Annotated in this window: 15 protein-coding genes and 1 pseudogene; 15 read left to right on the forward strand and 1 reads right to left on the reverse strand. The window is 48.5% G+C overall.

Annotated elements, in window-relative coordinates:
• The first annotated feature begins 21 nt into the window (after positions 1 to 21).
• The 5 genes and pseudogenes from H7F31_RS06560 to H7F31_RS06580 all read left to right on the forward strand — a co-directional run bounded on the left by H7F31_RS06560 (position 22) and on the right by H7F31_RS06580 (position 6,578).
• Positions 22 to 1,863, forward strand: coding sequence for an SMP-30/gluconolactonase/LRE family protein (locus H7F31_RS06560; RefSeq protein WP_187103474.1), 1,842 nt, complete (start codon positions 22 to 24; stop codon positions 1,861 to 1,863).
• 29 nt (positions 1,864 to 1,892) lie between these two features.
• Positions 1,893 to 2,933 (forward strand): alpha/beta hydrolase family protein, encoded by a 1,041-nt coding sequence (locus tag H7F31_RS06565; protein WP_187103475.1) that lies wholly within the window; start codon positions 1,893 to 1,895, stop codon positions 2,931 to 2,933.
• Positions 2,934 to 3,042: 109 nt separating this feature from the next.
• On the forward strand, positions 3,043 to 4,485 hold the full coding sequence (locus tag H7F31_RS06570; protein WP_187103476.1) for an extracellular solute-binding protein: 1,443 nt from the start codon (positions 3,043 to 3,045) through the stop codon (positions 4,483 to 4,485).
• Positions 4,486 to 4,676: 191 nt separating this feature from the next.
• Positions 4,677 to 5,173, forward strand: a pseudogene (locus tag H7F31_RS06575) (GNAT family N-acetyltransferase).
• Between the two features lie 271 nt (positions 5,174 to 5,444).
• A complete protein-coding gene (locus H7F31_RS06580; protein ID WP_187103477.1) occupies positions 5,445 to 6,578 on the forward strand; it encodes an SGNH/GDSL hydrolase family protein in 1,134 nt (377 codons plus the stop codon).
• A gap of 18 nt (positions 6,579 to 6,596) precedes the next feature.
• On the opposite strand, the gene H7F31_RS06585 is transcribed toward H7F31_RS06580, so the two are convergent.
• Entirely contained in the window at positions 6,597 to 7,538 is a 942-nt protein-coding gene (locus H7F31_RS06585) for an AraC family transcriptional regulator (RefSeq protein WP_187103478.1), read from the reverse strand.
• A 190-nt stretch (positions 7,539 to 7,728) separates the two neighbouring features.
• Between H7F31_RS06585 and H7F31_RS06590 the strand changes: the two genes are divergently transcribed.
• The 10 genes from H7F31_RS06590 (at position 7,729) to H7F31_RS06635 (ending at position 23,455) form a co-directional block, all read left to right on the forward strand.
• Complete coding sequence (locus tag H7F31_RS06590; protein WP_187103479.1) at positions 7,729 to 9,624, forward strand: ADP-ribosylglycohydrolase family protein; 1,896 nt, start codon at positions 7,729 to 7,731, stop codon at positions 9,622 to 9,624.
• 87 nt (positions 9,625 to 9,711) lie between these two features.
• Positions 9,712 to 11,088: an ABC transporter substrate-binding protein gene (locus tag H7F31_RS06595; protein WP_187103480.1), complete on the forward strand. Its 1,377-nt coding sequence runs from the start codon at positions 9,712 to 9,714 to the stop codon at positions 11,086 to 11,088.
• An 84-nt stretch (positions 11,089 to 11,172) separates the two neighbouring features.
• Positions 11,173 to 12,291, forward strand: a complete 1,119-nt coding sequence (locus tag H7F31_RS06600) for an ABC transporter ATP-binding protein (protein ID WP_087570641.1) — start codon at positions 11,173 to 11,175, stop codon at positions 12,289 to 12,291.
• Complete coding sequence (locus H7F31_RS06605) at positions 12,285 to 15,245, forward strand: extracellular solute-binding protein (protein WP_187103481.1); 2,961 nt, start codon at positions 12,285 to 12,287, stop codon at positions 15,243 to 15,245. Before H7F31_RS06600 ends, H7F31_RS06605 begins: the two co-directional genes overlap by 7 nt.
• Positions 15,242 to 16,180, forward strand: a complete 939-nt coding sequence (locus H7F31_RS06610) for a carbohydrate ABC transporter permease (protein ID WP_087570639.1) — start codon at positions 15,242 to 15,244, stop codon at positions 16,178 to 16,180. Before H7F31_RS06605 ends, H7F31_RS06610 begins: the two co-directional genes overlap by 4 nt.
• 1 nt (position 16,181) lies before the next feature.
• Entirely contained in the window at positions 16,182 to 17,096 is a 915-nt protein-coding gene (locus tag H7F31_RS06615; RefSeq protein WP_187103482.1) for a carbohydrate ABC transporter permease, read from the forward strand.
• A gap of 12 nt (positions 17,097 to 17,108) precedes the next feature.
• Positions 17,109 to 19,238 carry a YIP1 family protein gene (locus H7F31_RS06620; RefSeq protein ID WP_187103483.1) on the forward strand — a complete coding sequence of 710 codons (2,130 nt, stop codon included), beginning with the start codon at positions 17,109 to 17,111 and terminating at the stop codon, positions 19,236 to 19,238.
• Positions 19,228 to 21,513, forward strand: a complete 2,286-nt coding sequence (locus H7F31_RS06625) for a DUF5696 domain-containing protein (RefSeq protein WP_187103484.1) — start codon at positions 19,228 to 19,230, stop codon at positions 21,511 to 21,513. Before H7F31_RS06620 ends, H7F31_RS06625 begins: the two co-directional genes overlap by 11 nt.
• On the forward strand, positions 21,510 to 22,436 hold the full coding sequence (locus H7F31_RS06630; RefSeq protein WP_261800327.1) for a carbohydrate ABC transporter permease: 927 nt from the start codon (positions 21,510 to 21,512) through the stop codon (positions 22,434 to 22,436). The genes H7F31_RS06625 and H7F31_RS06630 overlap by 4 nt, the downstream gene beginning before the upstream one ends.
• Complete coding sequence (locus H7F31_RS06635) at positions 22,433 to 23,455, forward strand: carbohydrate ABC transporter permease (protein WP_187103485.1); 1,023 nt, start codon at positions 22,433 to 22,435, stop codon at positions 23,453 to 23,455. Before H7F31_RS06630 ends, H7F31_RS06635 begins: the two co-directional genes overlap by 4 nt.
• Positions 23,456 to 23,495 lie beyond the last annotated feature (40 nt).

The raw sequence follows: 23,495 nt of genomic DNA on the forward strand, positions 1-23,495 counted from the left end.
TGTGAAAATGGGATGGTGAGCATGCAGCAGTATACAGAGCATGGCGTTCCTGCGCCTGTGGTAGAGTCGCGAACGGCCGCGGTGTGCCGAAGCCGCAACGGCGACGAGCGCGTCGTCATTCTGGCGAAGGGATTTCTGCTCGTTGTCGACCCGGTAACGGAACGCTGCACGCAGGTTTCGTTCCCGAATGGCAACACGGAATATCCATATATGTGCTTTGCCAGTTCGGAAGGCATGTTCTATGCCGGAGCCGGGACGCAGTTCATGGCGTTCGATCCGTTCGATTGCAGCTTCCTTCATGCCGAGGATGTCGGCATGGAGGGTGAACTGGTCGGCTTCAGCTATGCGGAGTCGGCGGAGGGTACGATATATTTTGCGGCTTATCCTCATTGCAGATTGTTTGGTTATGTGCCTTCGGAGAGACGCGTTATTCCGTTAGGCCAGCTTGATGCAGAGGAAAAGTACCCAAGTCATCTCGCGGTTGATGAAGCAGGCTGGGTGTATGCGGGCATCGGCACAGAACGGAGGGGACTGATCGCCTTTCGGCCGTCCGATGGACGAACGGTTCAGCTTGTTCCGACGGAGGAGCGGACGCGAGGGATGGGCGTTGTTTACGCGGCTGCGGACGGCTCCGTGTACGGTCATTGGGCGTTCGCCGATTTGCGGGAAGCGGAGACGCCGGAACGATACCGCTGGATGCGGCTTCGCGGCGGGCAGGCAACGCCGGTTGATTGGCGCGATGTCCCGCCTTCTTTATATTCCGGAGCGGCGTTCTATCGGCTGCATCGTCAGCTATCGGGCGCATGGAAAATCGAGAAGCATGATCTGGCCGAACGAGAGCTGAGGCTGCGGGCGACGGAGGGATCAAGCACGCGACTGATTCCGCTTCTATACGAATGCGGCGGCGCGCAGCTGTCTCCGCTCAGTGCGGGTGCGGACGGGCATGTATACGGAACGAGCAACCATCCGCTTCACTTCTTTAGATATGAGACAGGCGAGCAGCGGCTTCGCAGCTTCGGAGGGCAAGTCATTGAATTCGGCGGCGGCGGCAACCTGTGCGCCTATGCTTCAGTTGGTCCGATGCTAGCCGGAGCCGCTTATCCGGGAGGGCACCTGCATCTGATGGATACGAGGCTGCCTGTCCGGGCCGAAGCCGGAGATCCGAACCAAGCGCGCAATCCGCGCCTTGTTGCCAGTCACCCTGAGGTGCACCGCCCACGCTGCGCGCTGGCGCATTCCGACGGGGAGCATGTGCTGTATGGCGGTTATCCCGGCTACGGCGCTGTCGGAGGAGGCTTATGCCTCTATAATATAACGACAGGCGAGGACCTGCTTTTGACGCATGACCAGGTAGTTCCCTTCCAGAGCACGATCAGTCTTGCGGAAGGCCAGTCGGGTCATATATTCGGGGCCACCAGTATCGAGACGCCGGGCGGAGCTGAGCCTAAGGAGACGAGAGCCAAGCTGTATCGGCTGCACTGGGATAGCCGAACGGTGAATGGGGTATGGTCTCCCGTAGAAGCGCGGGAGATCGTCTGGATTTATGCAGACCGCAAGGGACGTATTCATGGCATGACCGAGGCTTCCCGTTACTTTGTGTTCGACCCTGAGGAGGAGAGGCTTTGCGCCGAATCCGATTTATCGGAGTGGGGTACGCCGGTGCGAGTCGGTCTCGCAGCCGATCCGAACGGAACGATCTACGGTGCGCTCAGCGGGGCGATATTCCGCCTTGATCCTGATCTGTCCATGGCGGTGAAGCTGACGGAGCCTCCTGTTGCCATAACGGCGGGTCTGGCCGTTGCCGGGGACAAGGTTTTCTTTGCATCGGGCTCGCGGCTGTGGAGCTATCAATTGGAAGCATAAACAGCGGAAATGCCGAAAGGAGGGATTTTATGAAGTATCGATTATCGGATTTGAATGAAGGCAACGTGCCGAAGCTTGCCATCGGCAAGGAGGCCGGCGCCGCCGAGGCATGGGGGGAACGGCGCGCGGAGATCGAGGCGGCATGGAGGGAATATGTCGGGGAGATTCCCGCGCCAGTTGATCCGCAGCCGGAAATACTGGAGACGGTGCGGGAGCCGAATCATGTGCGCGTACATTTGCGATACGCTACCGGCTTCGGCGACAAGGTAACCGCCTATTTGCTCATCCCCGGCGACGATCCGTCGCCTCGGTCTCCGCTCCCTGCTATATTAGCGCTGCATCCGACGCATGCCTCCGGCAAGGCCGACGTTGCGTCGTCCGAGGCGCGTGCCAATCGGGCGTACGGCTTGGAGCTTGCAGCGCGGGGCTATGTCGTGCTTGCGCCGGATACGATCACGGCGGGAGAACGCATCTACGAGGACGAAGAAGCATTCCGGACCGCGCCGTTTTACGCCATGCATCCGGCTTCGACGGCAGTCGGGAAGATGCTGCATGACCATCGGCAAAGCCTGGATGTATTGTCTGCTTTGCCGTTCGTGGACGCGACGCGAATAGGGACGATCGGCCACTCGCTTGGCGGCTACAACGGCTTCTTCCTTGCCGGTTTCGATCGCCGAGTAAAGGCCGTTGTCTCAAGCTGCGGCTTTGCGACCTTCGCGGGGGATCCCGATCCGAACCGCTGGGGACAGAGGGACTGGTTCTCTCATTTGCCGCGAATCAGCGAATGCTTATCGTCCGGCTATGTGCCGTTCGAGTATCATGAGATCGCCGCGCTTGCAGCTCCGACGCCGTTTTTTAATTGGAGCGGCATGTCGGATCCGATCTTCCCGCATTGGAAGCCGGCAGCGGAGGCATTGGCGGAGCTCGGCGAGTTGTATCGGATGCTCGGAGCAGAAGACCGGCTCGAGGTGCTGTTTGGCAACAGCGGTCATGATTTTCCGCCTACGATTCGGAAAGCGGCCTATGCTTTTCTTGATCGATGGCTGAAAGACGCGGTTGAGGAAGGATGACCTGCAAGTGAAAATATGTTACAATATTGAAGACTAATATACAATATAAGGAAGATATAGCTGGTGGATATGGACTGTCGTGATGTGGCAGAGAGGGGAGCCGGTCGGCATGCTGAAACGTACCAATAGTTTTGAAGATCGGTATAACCGATTACAGCAGGAGTTGCGAAATGAGATTCTCACAGGCAGTCTTCTTCCGGGCGAATTTATTTTGCCCGAGAATACGCTTAGCGAGAAGTATGAGATCAGCCGCGTGTCGGTTCGCAAGGTGTTGGCTAAGCTTGTCGACGAGGGCCTTATCGAGAAGATTGCGGGCAAAGGCAACCGAGTGCGCATTCCGGGCGAGGATCTTAAGCGCGAGACATTGACCGTCGCTTGGTTCTCCACGTCCTACGAGCTTGATATCATTCGTAATCTGATTGCTTTGTATGAGCAAACGCATCCTTATGTCAAGGTAGAGCTGCTGCTTCTGACAGAGGCAGAATATATTAATAATTTGGTTCATCTTATCAATTACGGGTTTGGACCCGATGTGTTCATTCTCTCTGATATTCATATTCGCCATTTGATCGAGAAGGATCATTTGGACATCTTGATGCCCTATATGCCTGCCGGTATCGATATCGAGCGGGATAGCTACCAGAAAGTATTCGACATGTTTACGGTGCAGGGAGAAGTGGTATCGACGCCGATCGTGTTTTCGCCGACTGTCATTTGTTATAATGAGCGGCTGATCAAGGACGCAAGCGCCGAGCTGCATGATTCGATGAAGGATTGGTCCGATCTGCTGAGCTTGGCGGAGCGATGCACCGTGCAGCGCAAGGATAGCGAGGTTATCGATCGGTTCGGCTTCTGCTTCTCCGCATCGCCGAACCGCTGGCCCGTATTTATGCTTCAAAATGACGGCAGATTCATTGAGAAGGACGGGCGAGCATCCGTATTCTCCGAATCCAATAACGTTGAAGCGCTGCAGTTCTGCGTCGACCTGATGTATAAACATCAGGTTTCACCGATCTATTCGCACGGCAGCAGCTATTTGGCGGAGGGCTTGTTCAAGAAGGAACGCGTGGCGATGATTCTCACAACCTATTACTTTATGAACGAGTTCCGCGGTCATGATCTTCGCTGGGATGTGCTGCCGCTGCCGCAGCGGAAGAAGCCTGCTACTTTGCTGATCGGAGGCAGCCTGGCCATCAATCGCCAGACGAATCAGCCCGAGATTGCCAAGGACTTCATTACCTTTATGACGAGTAAGACCGCCCAGACGATGTTGAAGCAGCAGGGCTGCACGATCCCGATTCTGCGCGAGGTCGCGGAGGATGATGGGCTCCTCGACCCCGACATTCATCCGGAATGCTACAACGTATTCCTTGAGGTACTGCCGTATGCATCGACGCTCCGCGATTTGTCGCTTAGTCAATCGGAGCTCGAGCTTGTTCAGAAGGAGCTCAGCTTGTTGTGGGCCAATATGGAGACGCCAGAGGACGCATGCAAACGCATCGAAGATCAGCTGAACGGGCTCAGAAACATTGTCCCGGTATCGGGGGGCTGATACCGGAGGTCAGGCTACCAGAGAACATTTTATACAGGTGAACACGGCCGCTCCAGTGGAGCGGCCGCTTATATTCTAGGAGGTTATAAAATGACGGAGCGATTTGTATTCCGTTAAGTCCGTGCTCCCCCTTCAGCTCTTTATTCGCACCTTAAATAATTAGCGCCTTAAATTAATTTAGGAGGACGAATATGGAAATATTAGTTAGGGAACTGAAAGCCGGGGATGAAGAAAGTGTGGCAAACATTGACGGGAATTTTATCGTGGACTCTACCCTTATCTTACATCTAAAGGGAGATGAAATCGGATATACAGTGAAGGAGAGGCCATGTAGAATTAAAAGCTATGATGACGAACAGTCCGAGGAAGACACTGTTGAGGATTACTCGAACTATATCAGCAATCCCCATCAAACTATGTATTTAGCGTTCGTAGATAATCAGCTCGCGGGTCAAATCGTTTTAAAAAGAAATTGGAACAAATATGCCTGTGTGGAAGATATCAAGGTTGGACGAAGGATCGCGGTATGACGGGAATCATGCTGGAGACGCAAAGTAATAATGTTCGGGCATGTAAATTCTACGAAAGTTGTGGTTTTATCATCGGAGGGTTCGATTCCTACGTCTATAGGGGTCTGGATCAAGAAACGGACGAGATCGCAATTTACTGGTATATGATGCTTGAATAATAAGAGATAACACAGCGACAGTCTAGGACTTTATTTCTCGTCCTTTGACTGTCGCTGTTTATCAATAGATAAATTTTGATATTGTCGTTCGCGTGAGGGATCATTGGCAAGCCCGGCAAATAAACGTTCCCTCCCGACCCTCTATCAATACTATATACCTCTATGATTTTAAAGTGTGCAAATCTTAATCCAGATCATTTCTAATGGCAATAAAAGTTGCTATTATTAAGGCAATAACATATTACATGATCCTAATTAATGAGGTGAAGCTTTGCATACAAACTCAAGAGTTCAATCAATTGATGTTCGGATACCGCAAAAAATATGTACGTTCAATGATGCATGGACGCAATGGCTGCAAGGAAGCAAGTTCCCGATTGCTTTTTTCGGAGATAGTACGGTCGACGGCGCGAATACGACGGGGTGGGTTGCCAATACGATTGGAATAGACGGCACTTCGCCTAACGCTTTTTCGAAGAAACTGGAGGAATTGCTTCGCCAAGCTACTAATAACGAAATATTGCGCATCTATAACTCGGGCTTCACCGGAACGAATGCGAGTTGGGCGATAACGGTCTTGGAGGAACAGTTTGGTGAATCTTCCGCCTATCATGATGCTCAAATGATTGGAATAGGCTTCGGAATCAACGACCGGCTTCTCTATCCGAACGAAAAAGCGTATAGGGACGGATTCAAAGGATGTATCGAACGAATGATTAACTGGTGCTATTCGAAGAACATCCAACCGTTTCTCCTGACAACCCAAGCGATACTCGAGCCGGGGGTAAAAACGGAATATGCGGAAGACTACCCGATGAGAACGAGCGAGCATATCGCGAGCATAGCCAATGAAGTGAAAAGAGAACTGGCGGAAACGTACGGACTTCAGCTCGTTGATATGAATGAATATACGGAAACGTTTCTCCTGTATTCTTCTATAAGCGCGCAGAAAATCATTTCAGACCATTTGCACTTTGGAGACATCGGCCATCGGTACGAGGCGGAAGTCCTTTTCACTTGCTTATCCCCTCGTACGATCATCGTGGACGGCTATACCAAAATCGATTATTCTAGTCAGAAAATCAAAGACAGCGTTCCTGACGACTGGTTGACAATACCTGAGATGCCGACGGACAGCTTCAAAGTTTTCGTGGACTACACGAAGACGGATTCGATGGACAGGATTATTATGTCCGCATGGGTGTTCGTAAACGCCAAGCGAAAGCTGACGTTGAAGGCATATAAAGGTAGTTCGCCGGATACCTATGTAAAAATTAACGGCAACATCCAACGTTTAGCTGGTGAAGAGTCGATTATCGATCAATTGGATCTAGGCTTATATAAATTGGAAGTATTCACTGGAGCGTCAACAAAAGTGGACTTTAAAGGCTTCATTCTTGAATAGATGAACAACAGCTCCTATCTAATAAAGATTAGGAGCTGTTGCTTTAGTAAATGATGGATTACCAGCAGATAAGAGTGTTTGGAATTTATCACGATAGTGCGAAGGCGATAATCCTTCCAGCTTTTTGAACGTTTTGCTGAAATACAAAGGGTTCTCAAAGCTTAATTCAAAGGCGATATCTTGCACGGACTTCTCGGTTTCACGAAGCAAATACTTAGCCCTTTGTATACGGAGTTGTTGCAGATACAGGTTAATCGTTATGCCCGAATATTTCTTGAATATGTTGCAGAGATATTCGTATTTTCGGTCTAGCATTCTCTCTATAGACGCAGCGGTGCATTCTAGCATATAGCTTTCGTTCAATATTTCCACGAGTCGTTGGTAAGTGATGATGGATGCGGGCAAGTTGATGTCGGACATGACTTTATCCAGTAAATCCTCCGCAGATATTTCGATTAATTTGGCCAAGCAGCGATTTAATCGATAATGGTAATAACCTTTCGGTTTGTTGAATTCGTTGATCATGATTTCGAACGTATGCAAGCATTCATAACGACGCGACGGAGTATAAAGACGAGGAATAATTAGTTTCCCTGCATGTTCATTCGTAGAAGTACGTAAAAAATTTGAACTCGTATGGCAAATCTTAAGCAGCGAGGTTAAATTATCTCCTGCATCTATTAATTCAAGTGACGGGTCGGATGAGAATTGAACCCAGAAGAAGCTGCCGCCCCCGGGTTTCCAGGCGAAATGCTCCTCCCAAGGCAACAAGAGTAAGCAGTCCCCGCCGTTCAAAGTATATTTCTCTTGTCCGACTTGAATGAATACAGGACCATCAGCAACCATGATCAGTTCATAGTGCGGATTTGCCCGCGGTATCAGAAAGTTTGGGTCTATGTTGTACAATCGCGACCACTTTACGTCTAGTCTGGACAGTCCGTTTATAGAAAAGTAGTCCATTCTGAAGCCTCCTTTACACATTCTTCGATAAGCAAACATTAATCCTAGCAATGTTGTTATTGAATAGGAAGCCATATAATGAAAACACTTACAATTATACAGAAGAGTCACCTATTGGGTCAATCCATTCGACATGATGGTGATGGTGATGTTGAGTTGTATTCATTGAAGATAAGAGGAGGTGAGCGGATTGAAAAAAAGCGTATTAAACGAACAAGATTATTATCGCAAAGTATTCGGTGGGTGGCTCGGTAAAAACATTGGCGGTACTTTGGGTGGTCATGACGAGGGAAGAACAGAACTACTGAATTTGACCTTCTACCCCGAAATCCCGGATAAGCCTACAGCTAACGACGATCTTGATTTGCAGCTCGTCTGGCTACATGTACTGGAACAGTATGGCGCAAGAATCACTTCGAAGGAACTGGGACAGGAATGGGTCGAGCACGTCTTTTTCCCGTTTGACGAGTACGGTTATAGCCTCACGAACTTGCGCTATGGATTGCAAGCGCCGGTAAGCGGGTGGTTCAACAATCCGTTTACCGATTGCATGGGATCGCCGATTCGTTCGGAAATTTGGGCTATGGTGGCGCCAGGAGCACCTGGAGTGGCAGCCTATTACGCTTATCAGGACGCGATTGTCGATCATGCTGGTGGCGAAGGCGTATACGGCGAAATGTTCTTTGCGGCGATCGAGAGCGCGGCTTTTCTCGAATCCGACCGGGATCGGCTCATTCAAATCGGCTTAGCCTTTATTCCTGAGCGATGCCGGATCGCGAATGCGGTTAAGGATATCCTGGATTGCAAGACAATGGGGAAGTCGTGGATTGAAGCGCGGGAATTAATTGTAAGCAAGTATGGGAATTACAATTTTACGGATGCCCCCCAGAATGTAGCGTTTACGATCCTTGGCTGGATTTACGGCGATAATTTTGAGGATTGTATACTTAAAGCGGCCAATTGCGGCTACGATACGGACTGCACGGCCGCAACGCTCGGCGCGATTCTTGGAATCATTGGCGGAGCGGAAAGTATACCGGAACGATGGGTCAAACCGATCGGGCACAGTGTAGTCGTAAGTCCGCAAATCAAAGGATTTTCTGTCCCCGCCGATCTGGATGAGCTCACAAGACGCACGCTGCAAGTGAGCAATGAGGTCATCGCTATATGGAATATTCCAGTTATGATCGATAGTCAGTGCTCGACCTACGTTGAGGAGGACAACATTCGCGTCCCTGGTGCATGGATCGGGGATTATAATCCTCGTGGGCTGCTGGAGCAAAATGTGAGAGTCAACCGCTACCTGCTTCCTGAAGGAGCTGCTTTAAATCAAGGTTTGGAGGTGACGATAGATTATGGGCCTGAAGGACCTACCGTTGGAATGACGGAGCGGAAAAAACTGATTATTACGCTAAGCAACCAATCAGAGGAGCCATGGGAGGGGAAGCTTGCGTTAGAAGTTCCGTCCTCATGGAGTTCGGAAGAAGCCCCTAACTATCAGCTTCAACCTTGTGAAAACCTGGTATGGGAAACGGTTGTTGAAACGGGAAGCGATAGGCAGCCATTCTATGAACTATCCTTCCATATCGAACGCTTTCACGACAACTCTTTATGGAACAGCCATACCGTTCGATTTATATTACTATCAGCGGGCCATTGGAGGCTATGGGGGCCAGACAGCACGGAACATACTGAAGTTGTCATTCCTGGAAATCAAATTTCTTTCTCCAAGCTACTAGGAACGGAAGAGCCGGGAACATATAAGGCTAAGACAATGTTGATCAATCCACGTAAGCGCAATGTCAGGTTGATCATCGGTACTCCGTTTCCGGTAAAAGTTCACTTGAATGGAGAAATCGTATTAGAAGATCATGAGATGAGAGATTTCATTCCAGGCTATCATCGCAGCTATATGCACAGGCTATTCGAGATGGAACTTCCCCAGGGAGAGCATGTACTGGAAATTGAAGCCCAGAAGGGGAAAGACCCCTTGGAGCTGTTTGTGCTGCCAGTTGCATTCACCAAGACGAAGACTCCCGGAGGCAATTATTATTTTACAGATATCCTGTTTGGATCAGTCGAATAACTAATATTGATACAAAACACTAAAATAGTAGATACAATATTAGGTTTCAATGTAAGATAATATAAATGGATTTCGGGAGGGTTATCTATGAAAAAGCATGGATTATTAAAGGTTTTGAAAGTGCTTACAATTTGTATGCTTGTAGTAGTTGTAGCGGCATGCAGCAGTAAAAATGAACCACAAGCTACAACGGCACCGACGAAGCAGCCAGAGTCCAGCCCGGTAGAATCGCAAGCAACGCCAGAATCGCAAGAGCCCATCACGCTGAGAGTAGGTTGGGTCATTCCGCCAGAAAATCAGGATTGGCCTAAAATGTTCGAAGCTTTCACCAAGAAATTTCCTTGGATAACGGTGGAGGGCGTGTATGCGGAAAATGGCGAAGATGAGTTAATTAAAAGCATTGCAGCGGGACAGCCGCTCGATGTTATATGGAATACTTCGCTGGATCGGGCGATCGAAGAAGATCTTATCGAAGATTTAACGCCGTACGCCGAGAAGGACGCTGAATTCCAAAGCTATCCGTATCGCGATGGGTATTTGGATAATTTCAAGAGAGATGGCAAGCTTTATGCGCTAAGCCGCGGCAATGACGGATTTTTCATCCTGTACAACAAAGAATTATTAAAGCAATACGGTTTGGAGAAGCCGAAACTAGATTGGACTTGGGAAGACTTCAGAACGATGGCCAAAGCAGCTACCAATCCGGGTGCTGGTCACTTCGGCGTAACCAACAGCGTATGGTGGCACAACTTCGTGTCGATGGCATTGCCGATGGCAAATGGACATGCGCCTAACATGGCGGCGATGAATGAAGATTTCTCGAGAAATCTTGCCGACGGCTCCGTTCCTGAAGTATTGGATGATTTGAACTTCTTTAATGATTTGATGGTTAATGACGGATCGCTAATCAATACGAAACGCGCGGCGGAAGCAAAAATTGAAATGAATGCGTTCCATATCGGACAATCTTTATTCTTCACTGCGATCGGCCCCGTTCTCCCAGGCTTTAAAGCAGCATTCCCATTCGAATGGGACATCGCCACTATGCCTAAAGGGACAGCGAAGCAGGTTAATTTCGGCTGGCTCAGTCCAATGTCGATCTCGAAAGCGAGCAAGCATAAAGAGGCAGCTTGGGAATTGATCAAGTTCTGGGATGCGACCAAGGAAGGTCAGAAGACATTGTTTCAATTCGGCGGCTCGTTCCCGAACTCCAATGACCCGGAATTGGTGGAAGCTTTCGCGAGCGCGGCAGTATATGAGGGCTTCGATAAAGAAGTATTAATGTATACGCCGGGAATTACCCATTTCGATCCTGCAAGATTCATACCTGCTAGTAAAGAAATAGGACTAAGCTTTACGGAATTTGGATCCATAGCCTATGAGGAAGAGATCAGTGCGCATGAGTTTTTCCCATCAAGAATGCAAAAGGTTAATGAAATTCTAAAAGAGAAGCTTGGCAAGTAGGAGAAGAGATTTAGGCAACAGTGAGGATAACAGTCAAGCTTTGGATAAACCCGAAGCTTGACTAAGCATAAGGGGGGAGCGACCGTGTCTAAAGTATTGTTTCAACACATTTATAAACAATACGCCGGGGAGCAGCGGGTAGCAGTTAAGGATTTTCATCTGGAGATTGAGGATGGCGAGTTTCTGGTGCTTGTCGGTCCTTCTGGCTGCGGCAAGTCCACTTTGCTCCGGATGTTGGCCGGATTGGAGGATATATCGGAAGGAAATATTATTATCGGAGACAGGATTGTCAATTATATTTCGTCCAAGGATCGCAATATTGCAATGGTATTCCAGAACTATGCGCTATATCCGCATATGACGGTATATGAGAATATAGCGTTTAGCCTCAGACTAAGTAAACTACCGAAAGCTGAAATTCATGAGCGTGTAAATCGCGCAGCCAAAATATTGGACATCGAATCGCAACTTCATAAATTGCCAAAGCAAATGTCGGGCGGACAAAGACAGCGGGTTGCTTTGGGGCGGGCCATTGTTCGTGAACCTGAAGTATTCCTCCTGGATGAGCCCTTGTCGAATCTCGATGCCAAGCTGCGTATTCAGATGCGCGAAGAGATTGGCAAGCTGTATCGCAGACTGCGTACAACAACGGTTTATGTTACGCATGATCAAGTAGAGGCAATGACGATGGGAACACGCATTGTAGCTATGAAAGATGGAGTTATCCAGCAGGTTGCGAAGCCCGAGGAAATTTATAGTAGGCCGGCAAATTTGTTCGTGGCCGGGTTTATCGGATCACCGCAGATGAATTTTATTGAAGGAAAGGTCAGGGTTCGCGATGGGTATAGCTTATTTGAAACACGCAAGCATACGCTGCGCATCTCGGAAGATAAGAGCAAAATGCTGCGTGATAACGGATCAATCGATAAGCCGATTATTCTAGGCATTCGGTCGGAAAACCTGCTTTATCGAAATGATGATTTGGCGAAGCCTGAGCAGCAGATGAATGTATTCGAGGCTGTTATTGAAATTAAGGAATTGTTAGGCGCGGATACCTACTTGTATACAAACAACAAAGAGCAGAGAATCGTTGTGCGTGTAGATCCTAAAACCCGTTTCGAAGAGGGAGAACGGATCGTCGTTGGCGTTGATATGAACCATGCATTGTTCTTCGATAAAAATTCGGAGGCTTTAATATGTTGAGGCGTTGGAAATACGTTAAAGCTGTGGTGTTATCTTCTATCCTACTTTTTTCGTTTACAGGTCCCTTGCCCATGCAGATTGTGAACGGGGATACACATAATGAAATCAAAACACGTCCGATCGAGAAAGTGAACGGAATTCCCACCTATTTGCAATGGCTAGCGTTGGCGCCCGAAGGAACGCAAGATTCGACCTTGCTGAAACAGCCACTTCTGCTTCCTGCCGAAGACTACGCGGACTTTTCCGATCCGCAGCTATATAACCTCTTGTCGGATGACATAGGTCTGCTGTCAAAGGGAGGTGAAGGGTGGATTGAATGGACGGTAGAATTGCCGGAGGATGGCTATTACAACATGGGTGTGATCTATGATAGTGCCGATGATCATAAGACCGATTTGCGGTTAGGGATTCAAATCGATGGCATTTCTCCCTACCTGGAGGCTGAGCGTATTGTACTTAAACGCCACTACTCGGACAGTGTTTATCCACCGGAACGAGATGAATTTGATAACGATCGCAGGCCTGCTTCCGTTGAGGTAAAGGGCTGGAAAAATGTACAGCTAACCGACTACGCAGTTGACCCGAGACCTTTAAAGTGGTTTTTTACCAAGGGGAAACACACAGTCCGACTAATATCTAGCCGGGATGCAATGAAGCTACAAGGTCTTTATTTGGTATCCCCTCAAGATCCAATGCTTTCAGATGAGCTCACACGGGAAAATGATCAGATTACAGCAACGACAGCTTCAGGTAAATGGCTGCAGAAGGTTGAGGCCGAGCAAATCTCGCTTAAGTCGAATACGTCAATTCAGCTGCAATCGACGGATAGTGCATTGATATCTCCAGCGGCAGACGGTCATATTCGTTACAACACGATCGGAGGCGACCAGTTCCGCAGAAGCGGGGAATGGATTGAATGGGAATTCAATGTGCCCAAAGATGGCATTTATCATATCGGATTTAAATATTTACAGGCATATTCCAATAATGCATACGCTTACAGAACCATTACGATCGACGGCAAGTCTCCGTTCAAGCAATTGCAGCAGGTCGGTTTCCCTTACAATTCATCATGGGATTGGCAGGGATTTACGCTATCAGATGAAGAGGAACAGCCTTTACCGTTTCAATTGACAGAAGGGAAGCATACCCTCAGAATGACCGTCAGCTCCGCTCCAGTTATGCCGGTTTATGAAGGACTGCTGCACAACTTGCAGAAAATAGGCAAGCTGGAACAGACCATTCGGAAAATTACGGGGAACTTCGAGAAATCGTATTCGACAGGGGGAAATACGGATCTCAATCGAGATTGGGATTTGGAGAAATATATTCCCGGTCTCTATGAGCAAATGACGGTTATTATTGAGGATTTATCCGATTTGTCGAGCTTGCTTGGTGAAGTTACAGTCGGACGATCGGATATTGAGAATGCATTTGAATCGGCGGCCAGAGATCTAACTGATTTACGAGACCATCCGCGTACGATCCCGAATCGCTTGTATCTGTTTGCATCCATACAGAACAATTTAGGAACATGGACATTTCGTCTGCTGGATCAACCGCTGCTGTTGGATTTTCTGTGGATCGCCGAGCCCGGTGCACAACTTCCTAAGATCAAGCCCAATTGGTCGCAACGAACCGGCCATATGTTAGGCAATTTCTTTCGTTCCTTTACTAACAATTTTGAATATGTTCGTAACAAGCCTGAAGCAATAGATGTATGGGTCAATCGTAATCGGGATTACGTCAACGTGATTCAACAATTAACGGATGAAACTTTCACAGCTGAAACTGGCATCCAGGTTAATATCAACATTGTACCGGACCCGCAGCTGCTTATTCTGGGCAATATATCCGGCAGGCAGCCAGACGTGGCGTTAGGTGTCGACGCAGGGATGCCGATTGACTTTGCAACCCGGGGAGCATTGACGGATTTATCTCGTTTTCCCGACTACGATGAGGTCGCCAAGCGATTCCACCCCGGTGCGTTATCGGTGTTTCATTATGATCGGAAAGACTATGCACTGCCCGAAATACAAGGATTTAATGTCCTGCTCTACCGTACGGATATTTTGGAGCAATTGGAGTTGAACGCTCCGGACACATGGGAAGATGTCCTGCGGATGCTGCCGACGCTGCAGCAGAACGGATTCGATTTCTATATCCCGCCCAAGGACGGATTGCCCTTCCTGTATCAACAGGGCGCTTCCTACTATACTGCCGACGGTTTGTACTCCGCACTTGACAGCGAAGAAGCGCTGCAAGGCTTCGAACAATGGACAGATATGTTCAATTTGTACCAAATGCCCAAGGAAGTGCCCAGCTTCTATAGTCACTTTCGAATCGGCGACATTCCGATAGGTGTCGTTGACTTCAATACTTATTTGCAAGTTCAATTTGCCGCTCCCGAGCTTGCAGGGCGTTGGAAGATCGCCCCGATCCCCGGCATGAAGCAAGCAGATGGGACGGTTGTTCGCTGGGCCGGAGGAGCATTACAGGCCGGGGTTATCTTTCAGAAATCCGAGAAACAGTCGGATGCTTGGGAATTCTTGAAATGGTGGACTTCTACGGACACCCAGCGGCGCTTTGGCAATGACATCGAAGCATTGTACGGACCGGAATACCGATGGAATACGGCCAATATGGAGGCATTCAAACAACTGCCGTGGCCTGAGCAAGACCTCAAATCGATAGGAGAGCAGCTCCAATGGTATAAAGAGGTTCCCCAACTTCCCGGTGGTTACTTTACAGGCAGGTATTTGGATATCGCGTGGAATAAAGTCGTGCTGGAGAAGAAAAATCCGCGCGTCGTTATGGAACAAGCGGTTGCCGATATTAATCGGGAACTGGAACGGAAGCAGGTCGAGTTCAAGCTGAGAGATCGCGATGGTACAGTGCTGCGTACACTTGATATTCCGCAAATTGTGCAACCTTGGAAAGGAGGAGCGCCATGAATTCCACTGTATCAATCAAACAGAGATGGCAAGCATTCACGACGACGTTATGGAAGCAGCGGGTTTCCTATCTGTTCATCGCGCCCTTTCTGATCTGTTTCACGGTTTTTATCGTTATTCCGATCGTTCTGGCAAACGCACTGGCATTCTTCTCGTTCGATGCTATTTCCAGGCCGACCTTTATCGGATGGGATAACTTTTTGACCATTTTGGCGCGGGATCGCATCTTTTTGCAAAATGCGATTCCGAACACATTTAAATTTGCGATTATCGTCGGACCCTTGGGGTATGCGTTGTCTTTTATACTGGCATGGTTGATTCATCAGCTTCCCAAACGTATCCGCGATATATTCACGATTGCAATATACACGCCATCTTTATCTGCGGGTGTTGCTATGTCGGTCGTATGGCTAGTCATCTTCAACGGTGACCGAGTAGGCTACTTAAACAACTTCCTTTTGTCAATCGGTGTGGTGAGAGATCCGCAACTATGGCTTCAGGATCCGCAATATTTTATGAATATTATGATTATCGTTTCATTGTGGGCAAGTATGGGCGTAGGATTCCTAGCGATGCTTGCCGGCCTGCAGACTGTAAATACGGAATTGTACGAGGCCGGCGCAATCGATGGAATATCGAACAGACTTCAGGAAATTTATTATATTACGATTCCGGCTATTAAACCGCAAATGCTGTTTGGCGCGATCATGTCGGTCGTCGGGACGCTGAAGGCGGGATCGATCGGTGCCATGTTGGCCGGTTCGCCGATTACGCCGCAGTACTCCGGTCATCTTATTACAAACCATATCGATGACTACGCATTTATTCGTTACGAGCTTGGTTACGCGTCGGCGTTGTCCGTCGTTCTGCTTCTTCTCGTCTACGGAAGCTCTAGGCTGTCTTTCCGGTTATTTGCAACGAAGGGAGATGAATAAGATGGAGCCGAATCTTGTTCATATTCCGAAACCCAAGACCGGATTGAGGATAAGGCTTTCGCGAATCCGTTGGAAAAAGATCGATCTGTTTCAAGTTTTTGCAATGATCGGGCTTACTTTGCTGGCGTTGTTCATGCTGTTGCCGATAGTGTTTATTATCAACCATGCTTTTAAACCGATTAGTGAATTATTTCTATATCCTCCAAGATTCTGGTCGAATCAACCGACGTTGTTCAACTTTCAACAGCTGATTCTGAAATCGCAGACGACGGTTATCCCGTTTTCCCGTTATTTGTTTAACAGCGTTCTTACGACCTTAGTTACAGTAGCAGGGGTTATTTTCGTTAGCTCGTTGGCCGCCTACGCGTTTGCCAAGCAACGGTTCATAGGTCGCGAGCTTTTCTTTTCCTTTACAATAATCGCCCTAATGTTTGCTCCGGAAACTGTCGCTATTCCGCGCTATTTGGTCATAGCGAATTTGGGCATTATGGATACTTATCTTGTTCATGTGCTGCCGCTTCTTGCCGCGCCCGTAGGCGTTTTCTTGATGAAGCAGTTTATGGATCAAATCCCTAACGAACTGATCGAAGCGGCGAAAATTGATGGTGCGAAGGAATGGGTCGTCTTTTTCCGAATTGCGTTGCCGATTTGCATGCCAGCGGTAGCCACCATTGGGATTCTTGCTTTCCAGGGATCATGGGCGCAGACAGAAACGTCGGTACTGTTCACCTCTACCGAATCGATGAAAACACTTCCTTATTACACGATGACGCTAACGAACGGGTTGGCCAATAATGTGGTCGGACAAGGGGTTGCTGCCGCTGCGGGATTGATTATGTTTGTTCCGAATTTGGTCGTTTTCCTGCTGTTTCAACGCAGAGTACTGAATACGATGGCTCATTCGGGCATCAAATAAAGGAGTGGAACGATGCCTACAAGCAGCAAGACGCTCAGGCGAATGATTAAAATACTGTTGGCCGTTGTCTTGGGAGTCGTTCTCTTCTTGGGAGCGGATCGGCCAGCTTATGCCGAACTGCCCTATACGACCTATTCAAGCGATACGAATGACGTAAGGATCAGAACCCCCAATGCCTTCGTTCCGAAAGCCGTGTGGGGGGGGCTAAACCATCCGGAGGATTTATTCATGACATCCAAGGATGAGCTGTATGTCGCGGATGCAGGCAATAATCGTATCGTGCAGCTTGACTTGGAGGGGCGTATGGTACGGACGATACCTGAATCGACTGATCAGGATCCCAAGGCAAAGCTGCGAAAACCGGAAGGCGTATTCGTGACGGAAGAAGGCGAAATCTATGTCGCGGATACCGGGAGCCGTAGAGTCGCCGTTTTCGACCGTGAAGGAAAGTTCGCGAAAGAGCTGCTTGCCCCGTCTTCTGAGCTGCTGCCGAAAACGTTTGTGTATGCGCCTTTGAAAGTGGTTGTCGATCAACGCGGATATATTTACTTGGTTACAAAAGGCGGTTATCAGGGACTGTTGCAGCTTGCGCCCGATGGAACGTTTGCGGGTTTTTATGGAGCCAATAAAGTTCCGACCAGCTGGCTGGACAGCTTGAAGAGGAAGTTTTTCACGGAGGAGCAACTGAAGGAAGAGCTTTCGCGCTTGCCGGGCGCGGTTACGAATGTGACTCTTGACGCCAAGAAATTTATGTTCACGGTCAACAAAGATTTGAAGAGCGGGCAGTTGAAGCGGCTTAACTTCGGCGGGGTCGATCTCCTGATGAATCATAATTTCGCACCTTGGGTGAAGCCTTTGGAGCGGTTTTCTTTTCAAGATGTTCACGTGGATTCGCATGGGGTTATGTCGGTGGTGGAAACTGCTGGGGGGAAGATATACCAGTATGATAAATACGGCCAGCTGTTGTTCCTTTTCGGAGCGACTTCCGTAGGCTCGGAACAGCGGCTAGGAATGTTCAAACGGATGACAAGTATCGTTGCAGACTCGAACGGCACCCTCTATATAGCCGATGGGGAACTAAATCGCATCCAAGTCATGAAGCGTACGCATTTCGGAGAACTGGTCCATCAAGCCTCTTATTTGGATAACCAGGGAAAATACGAAGAAGCCCGGAAGCTGTGGGAAGAAATTCATCGCTTGAACGGGATGTACGACAGAGCTTACTTGGGTATAGCCAAAGCTATGTTTAAAGCAGGGGAAAACGAACAGGCTATGGCGTATTTCGAACAAGCGAAGGATAAAGAAGGCTATTCGGAATCGTACTGGCAGGTGCGGATGGACTTTCTTCTTCAATACTTCGGTACGGCAATGACGGTGCTGACTATTGTTCTTATCGGCTTTATTCTTGGCCGGAAAATCATTAGAAGCCGCAAGAAACCGGGGCTTACCGACGATCAGAGCGAGGCATCGGCGGTAAATCTACCGCAGAGAAATAGTCGCTTGGCATTCTGGGCACGCATGCTGGCCGAGCCGTGGAAGCAGATGCTCGCCATGCTGCGGCATCCGATGAACGGGATGTACGACATTACTGCATCGACGCAGGTCAGATGGCGATTCGCTTTGTTTTTTGTAGTGCTCGGCTTTGTAGTCATCATTGCGGGCAAAGCACTCGTAAGCATGCTGTTCGCCGCGCAGCGGTTCGAGACATTGAATCTGACAACGGAGGCCATGAAATATTTTCTGCCCTGGATTTCCTGGATCGTCGCCAATTATTTGACGGGCTCAGTTATGCGCGGCGAAGGCTCGTTCGGCAAAGTTTTTGTCGTGAACAGCTATGCGTTGGCGCCGTACATATTATTTATTTTACCGATACAATGGTTGTCGAACGCGCTGACTTTGCAAGAAGGGATTTTTTACACTGCGGCTCATTATTTGATCATCATCTGGGTGTTTATTCTGATCTTTGTCGGCACCCAAAATGCACACAATTATAATCTGAAAGAAGCGATCGGCATGATGTCGGTTTCCGTAGTCACGTTTCTCTGCCTGTGGGTATTCGGTTTCATTCTGATCGGATTGGTCTATCAGGCGACCGACTTTGTTACTGGCTTTGGGCGGGAGGTGTGGTTACGTGTTCGATAAAGCAATAAAGATGTTCGACCGGAGGCATTGGAAAAAAGGAACTGCGGCGTTGGCCGCCATTCTGATCATCATCTCAGCTGTCTTGTGGATGAACCGGCCCTCTTCCGTTGTCGTGAATTCTGACATTTATTCAACGACTGATGCTATGGCCTTCTTCTCCAGCTTGGACGTTACATCGGATGTACCTCAAGTGGAGTCCCGTAATTTAGATGGCGTGCAATGGTTCAAAGCGTATGAGCAGAAGATGGCTGCTTTATGGTTTGATCCGCAGACCGGACAGGTTGCGGTCGAGGATAAACGCAGCGGAAAGATGTGGCGAAGCAATCCGGATTCCGCGGCGCTGGCGATGGATCAAACAAAAGGATTATGGCGCTCTCATCTGGAGTCTCCTATCGTTCTAAGTTACTTTAACGCCGATAGGACTTTAATCAAAGACACGAATTTGAAAGAATATCCGACGACTGTAAAATGGCATAGCATCGAAGAAGGAGTCGCCTTGATGTACGTTATCGAGGAACTCGGCTTCCAGTTTTACGTCGAATACCGACTGGAAGACAATCAACTGGTTGCCCGCATCCCGGAGCTTGGGATTATAGAAACGAAAGAGAATTTGTTGATGGAGCTTAATTTCCTTCCTTTTATGGGGGCAGCCATGAATGGGTCTGACGGTTATTTGCTTGTACCGGATGGTCCGGGCGGTCTGATCCGCTTTAACAAAGAAGGCCTCGATTTAATAAATGCCTATAATTACCCGGTGTACGGTCAGGACTGGTCGATTCCCGCCACGACTCCCTCAACGAGAAGAACACCGGTTTCCTATCCGGTATTCGGTCTTAATTCGGGCGAGGAAGGTTATGTTGCCGTTATCGAGGAAGGAGCTTCCAGAGCGAATATTGTAGCTACTCCGGCCGGTATTTCGACGCAATTCAATGAAGCGCATGCGAAGTTCGTATACCGTCGAATTTATAGTCAGCCGACAGGTCAGACATCGAGTATCTTATCGTATGAAAAAAAGATGCCGTACGAAGCCGTTTCGGTTCGCTATATTTTCCTCGATCAGAAGGATGCGGACTATGTGGGCATGGCGCAAGCCTATAGGGACTACTTGATGACACATCGTAAAGTAGAGAGGCTCGATTCAAAACTCAATCAGTCGCCTTTGCAGCTCCAGTTCGTCATAGGCGCAGGCGAATCGACGCCGCTGGGAGAGAAGCTTAGAGTCGCAACGACTTTCAAGCAGGTAGAGGAAATCGTTCTAAGCCTTGTGGACCAGGGCGTTACCAACATCGAGGTCGGGTTGGCAGGCTGGCAGAACGGTGGAGATCCGGGAAACTTGCCGAAGCGTTTCCCGATTGAAGGGGAGGCGGGAGGCGAGCAGGAGCTTCGAAATCTGATTGCCCAGTTGGGTGCGCAAGGCATTCAGATAAGCCTGAACGATCGTATTGATACGGCTTCCATCTCCCGGAACAATGGATTTTCTCCCGGAGACGATGGTATACAATCCATCGTAGGTACGCCGCTAATCTATAGGAACGCCGCGGACGAAACCATATACTTGGTCAGTCCGGTTAGGAATATACAGAAATACGTGCCCGACCTGATCGAGAAATGGAAGGAAATAGGGATAAAAAGCGCCAATCTGATTAACATGGGGACCCAGCTTAACAGCGATTATCACCCGAATCGAAAAATAAGCAGGCTGCAATCCATCTCTTACTCGCTCGAGATAACGGATACTGTGCGCCAAGCATTAGGGAGTGTCAAAGTATCGGGAGGGTTTGACTTTTTATTAGGCCACGTTGATCATATGTTCGACTTTCCCCTTGAATATAATTTCGATCTGATTGTGGATGAGCAGGTCCCTTTTTACCCGATAGCCGTACATGGCCTGGTCCCCTATTCTTCAGGCCCGGCTAATCTGAGAGAAGATCAAGCTGTGCAATTTTTGCGGGAAATCGAATATGGGGCAGTTCCGCGATTTTCGCTGACTTACGAGGATCCGCGAATGTTGAAGAGGACGTCGTATGAAAACTTTTTCAGCTCCCAATATGATGTTCTCGAACAACAAATTTTGGCCGAATACGAGGTGTTATCGAAGACGGGAGTCAGGAACAGCTTCATCACCGGGCATCGCAAGCTGGCTGAAGGCGTTTTTGAGACCCGCTATGAGAATGGGCGAAAGGTTCGGGTGAATTACAATAATGACCCGTATCAGGGGGAAGGTTTTACGATTGAGCCCATGTTCTACCAAGTTGCAGAGGAGGAGGAAAGATGAGCCGGATGAACATGGGTACGTTAATGACTAAAGAAGATCATGCCCGGCACAGAAGAATGCAATCGTTAAAGGATGCTTTGCGAGGCTACCTTTTCCTCCTGCCCTGGATGATCGGGATCGTTATGTTTGTCGCCTATCCGTTAATCTATTCCTTCTTTATCAGCTTTCATAAGGTAGGAGTCAAGATCGACGGATCAGGGTTGAAATACGATTTTGTAGGGATGACCAATTATAAACATGCGTTTGTAGTTGATAACGTTTTTCCGATAGAAATGTTTCTGTTTATGCGTGAAGTGATACTGGTCGTGCCGATTACCGTCATTTTTGCTCTCCTGATCTCCATCATGCTGAACCAGAAGTTCAAAGGAAGAATGCTGTACCGAGCCGTTTTTTTCCTTCCCGTTATTTTCGCTTCAGGTCAGGTGCTGCTCGAATTGTTCAATCAAGGGCAGGGCTCATTGCCTCTAGTGGAGAGATACAATCTGACGGATGTGATCTATGATGTACTGCCGTTAACCGCTGCCGGAACGGTTGTGGATTTGCTCAGCAAATTCGTCATAATACTCTGGTTCTCCGGCGTGCAAATCATTTTGTTTCTGGCGGCATTCCAGACAATCTCCAAGACGATTTACGAAGCAGCTCAGATCGATGGGGCGACGCCATGGGAATCATTTTGGAAAATTACGTTTCCAGCCATTTCACCGTTTATTATTTTGAATCTCATTTATACGTTGGTGGAGCAGTCCTCCAACCCGTTTAACCCCGTTATAAGCCATATTCTGGAAAATACAACTAATGCAAATACAGGATACGGTTATGCCAGCGCTTTAGGATGGATTTACTTTGCATTTATTATGTTGCCAATATTAGCACTAGTCTTTATTGCAAGACGTCAAAGCAAGAAAACGGAGGTGACGAGATGAGTGATGGGCAAATCCCGACTAGCGAAAAAAGTAAAGTGGGACATTCTAGCTTGAAGCGTTTGGACGATTGGCGCATCAGGCTGAGGACAAGCGAAGGAATGCAAAAAAGCCGCATGCTTATATTCGGAAGGCACTTTAATGACGGATGGTTATTCAAACTGGCCATCTACATCATCCTATCCGCAGCTGCGTTGTTGTATCTGAATCCTGTTGTCTATATGTTGACGACTTCCTTGAAGCATGGAACCGATCTAGTGAATCCCATGATCCAGTGGATTCCGAGTAAGCTTGAGTGGTCCAATTATGCTTCAGCTATCATCGGCTTGCATTATTGGAAGTCCCTTATACAGACGGGATGGATTTCAATCGCTGCTTCGCTCTTGCAGATGGGGTCGTGCGCGATTGCGGGCTACGGTTTTGCCAGAATGCGGATTCCGGGGAAATCCGTTTTCTTCTTCATCGTATTGCTGACTTTTCTGATCCCGCCACAAACGTTATCCATTCCGTTATATGTACTCTATTCCAAGCTGGGTTGGCTAAACACGCCGCTGCCCTTGCTCGTTCCCGGCTTGTTTGCACAAGGGCTGAAGGGCGCGATATTTATTATTATTTTTCGTCAGTTTTTTGCTACCTTGCCCAAGGAGTTGGAAGAATCCGCTCGCATGGACGGAGCGGGTCCTCTAAAGACGTTCTGGCGTATTATGCTGCCGTTAGCTAGACCCGCGCTGTTGATCGTCTTCCTGTTTTCTTTCGTGTGGCACTGGAACGACTACTACGAGCCTGCTTTATATTTAAAAAACGGCGATTTCACTTTGCTGGCACAAAGCATGCAGTTTTTGCAAGGGAACTTAAATTCGGCTGCTGCCACAGGTTCTTCCATGGGCGGAAGTTATTTCAGCTTAAACGAGTCGATTACGATGGCGGCAGCCTTCTTGATTATCGCTCCGCCGCTAATCGTGTATATGTTCGCGCAAAGATATTTTGTCGAAGGTATTGAGCGCACGGGTATCGTGGAGTGATGAAAGATGATGACTTGATGAATGAGGAGTGATTATAGGC

Source organism: Paenibacillus sp. PAMC21692 (genome assembly GCF_014303795.1).
In the GTDB taxonomy this organism is placed as follows: Bacteria; Bacillota; Bacilli; order Paenibacillales; family Paenibacillaceae; genus Pristimantibacillus; species Pristimantibacillus agaridevorans.

Excerpts from the sequence above, each read along its gene's own strand:
- H7F31_RS06560 (WP_187103474.1), top strand. The coding sequence starts at position 22 with ATGCAGCAGTATACAGAGCATGGCGTTCCTGCGCCTGTGGTAGAGTCG.
- H7F31_RS06570 (WP_187103476.1), top strand. The coding sequence starts at position 3,043 with ATGCTGAAACGTACCAATAGTTTTGAAGATCGGTATAACCGATTACAG.
- H7F31_RS06585 (WP_187103478.1), bottom strand. The coding sequence starts at position 7,538 with ATGGACTACTTTTCTATAAACGGACTGTCCAGACTAGACGTAAAGTGG.
- H7F31_RS06565 (WP_187103475.1), top strand. The coding sequence starts at position 1,893 with ATGAAGTATCGATTATCGGATTTGAATGAAGGCAACGTGCCGAAGCTT.
- H7F31_RS06635 (WP_187103485.1), top strand. The coding sequence starts at position 22,433 with ATGAGTGATGGGCAAATCCCGACTAGCGAAAAAAGTAAAGTGGGACAT.
- H7F31_RS06615 (WP_187103482.1), top strand. The coding sequence starts at position 16,182 with ATGGAGCCGAATCTTGTTCATATTCCGAAACCCAAGACCGGATTGAGG.
- H7F31_RS06595 (WP_187103480.1), top strand. The coding sequence starts at position 9,712 with ATGAAAAAGCATGGATTATTAAAGGTTTTGAAAGTGCTTACAATTTGT.
- H7F31_RS06620 (WP_187103483.1), top strand. The coding sequence starts at position 17,109 with ATGCCTACAAGCAGCAAGACGCTCAGGCGAATGATTAAAATACTGTTG.
- H7F31_RS06610 (WP_087570639.1), top strand. The coding sequence starts at position 15,242 with ATGAATTCCACTGTATCAATCAAACAGAGATGGCAAGCATTCACGACG.
- H7F31_RS06630 (WP_261800327.1), top strand. The coding sequence starts at position 21,510 with ATGAGCCGGATGAACATGGGTACGTTAATGACTAAAGAAGATCATGCC.
- H7F31_RS06605 (WP_187103481.1), top strand. The coding sequence starts at position 12,285 with ATGTTGAGGCGTTGGAAATACGTTAAAGCTGTGGTGTTATCTTCTATC.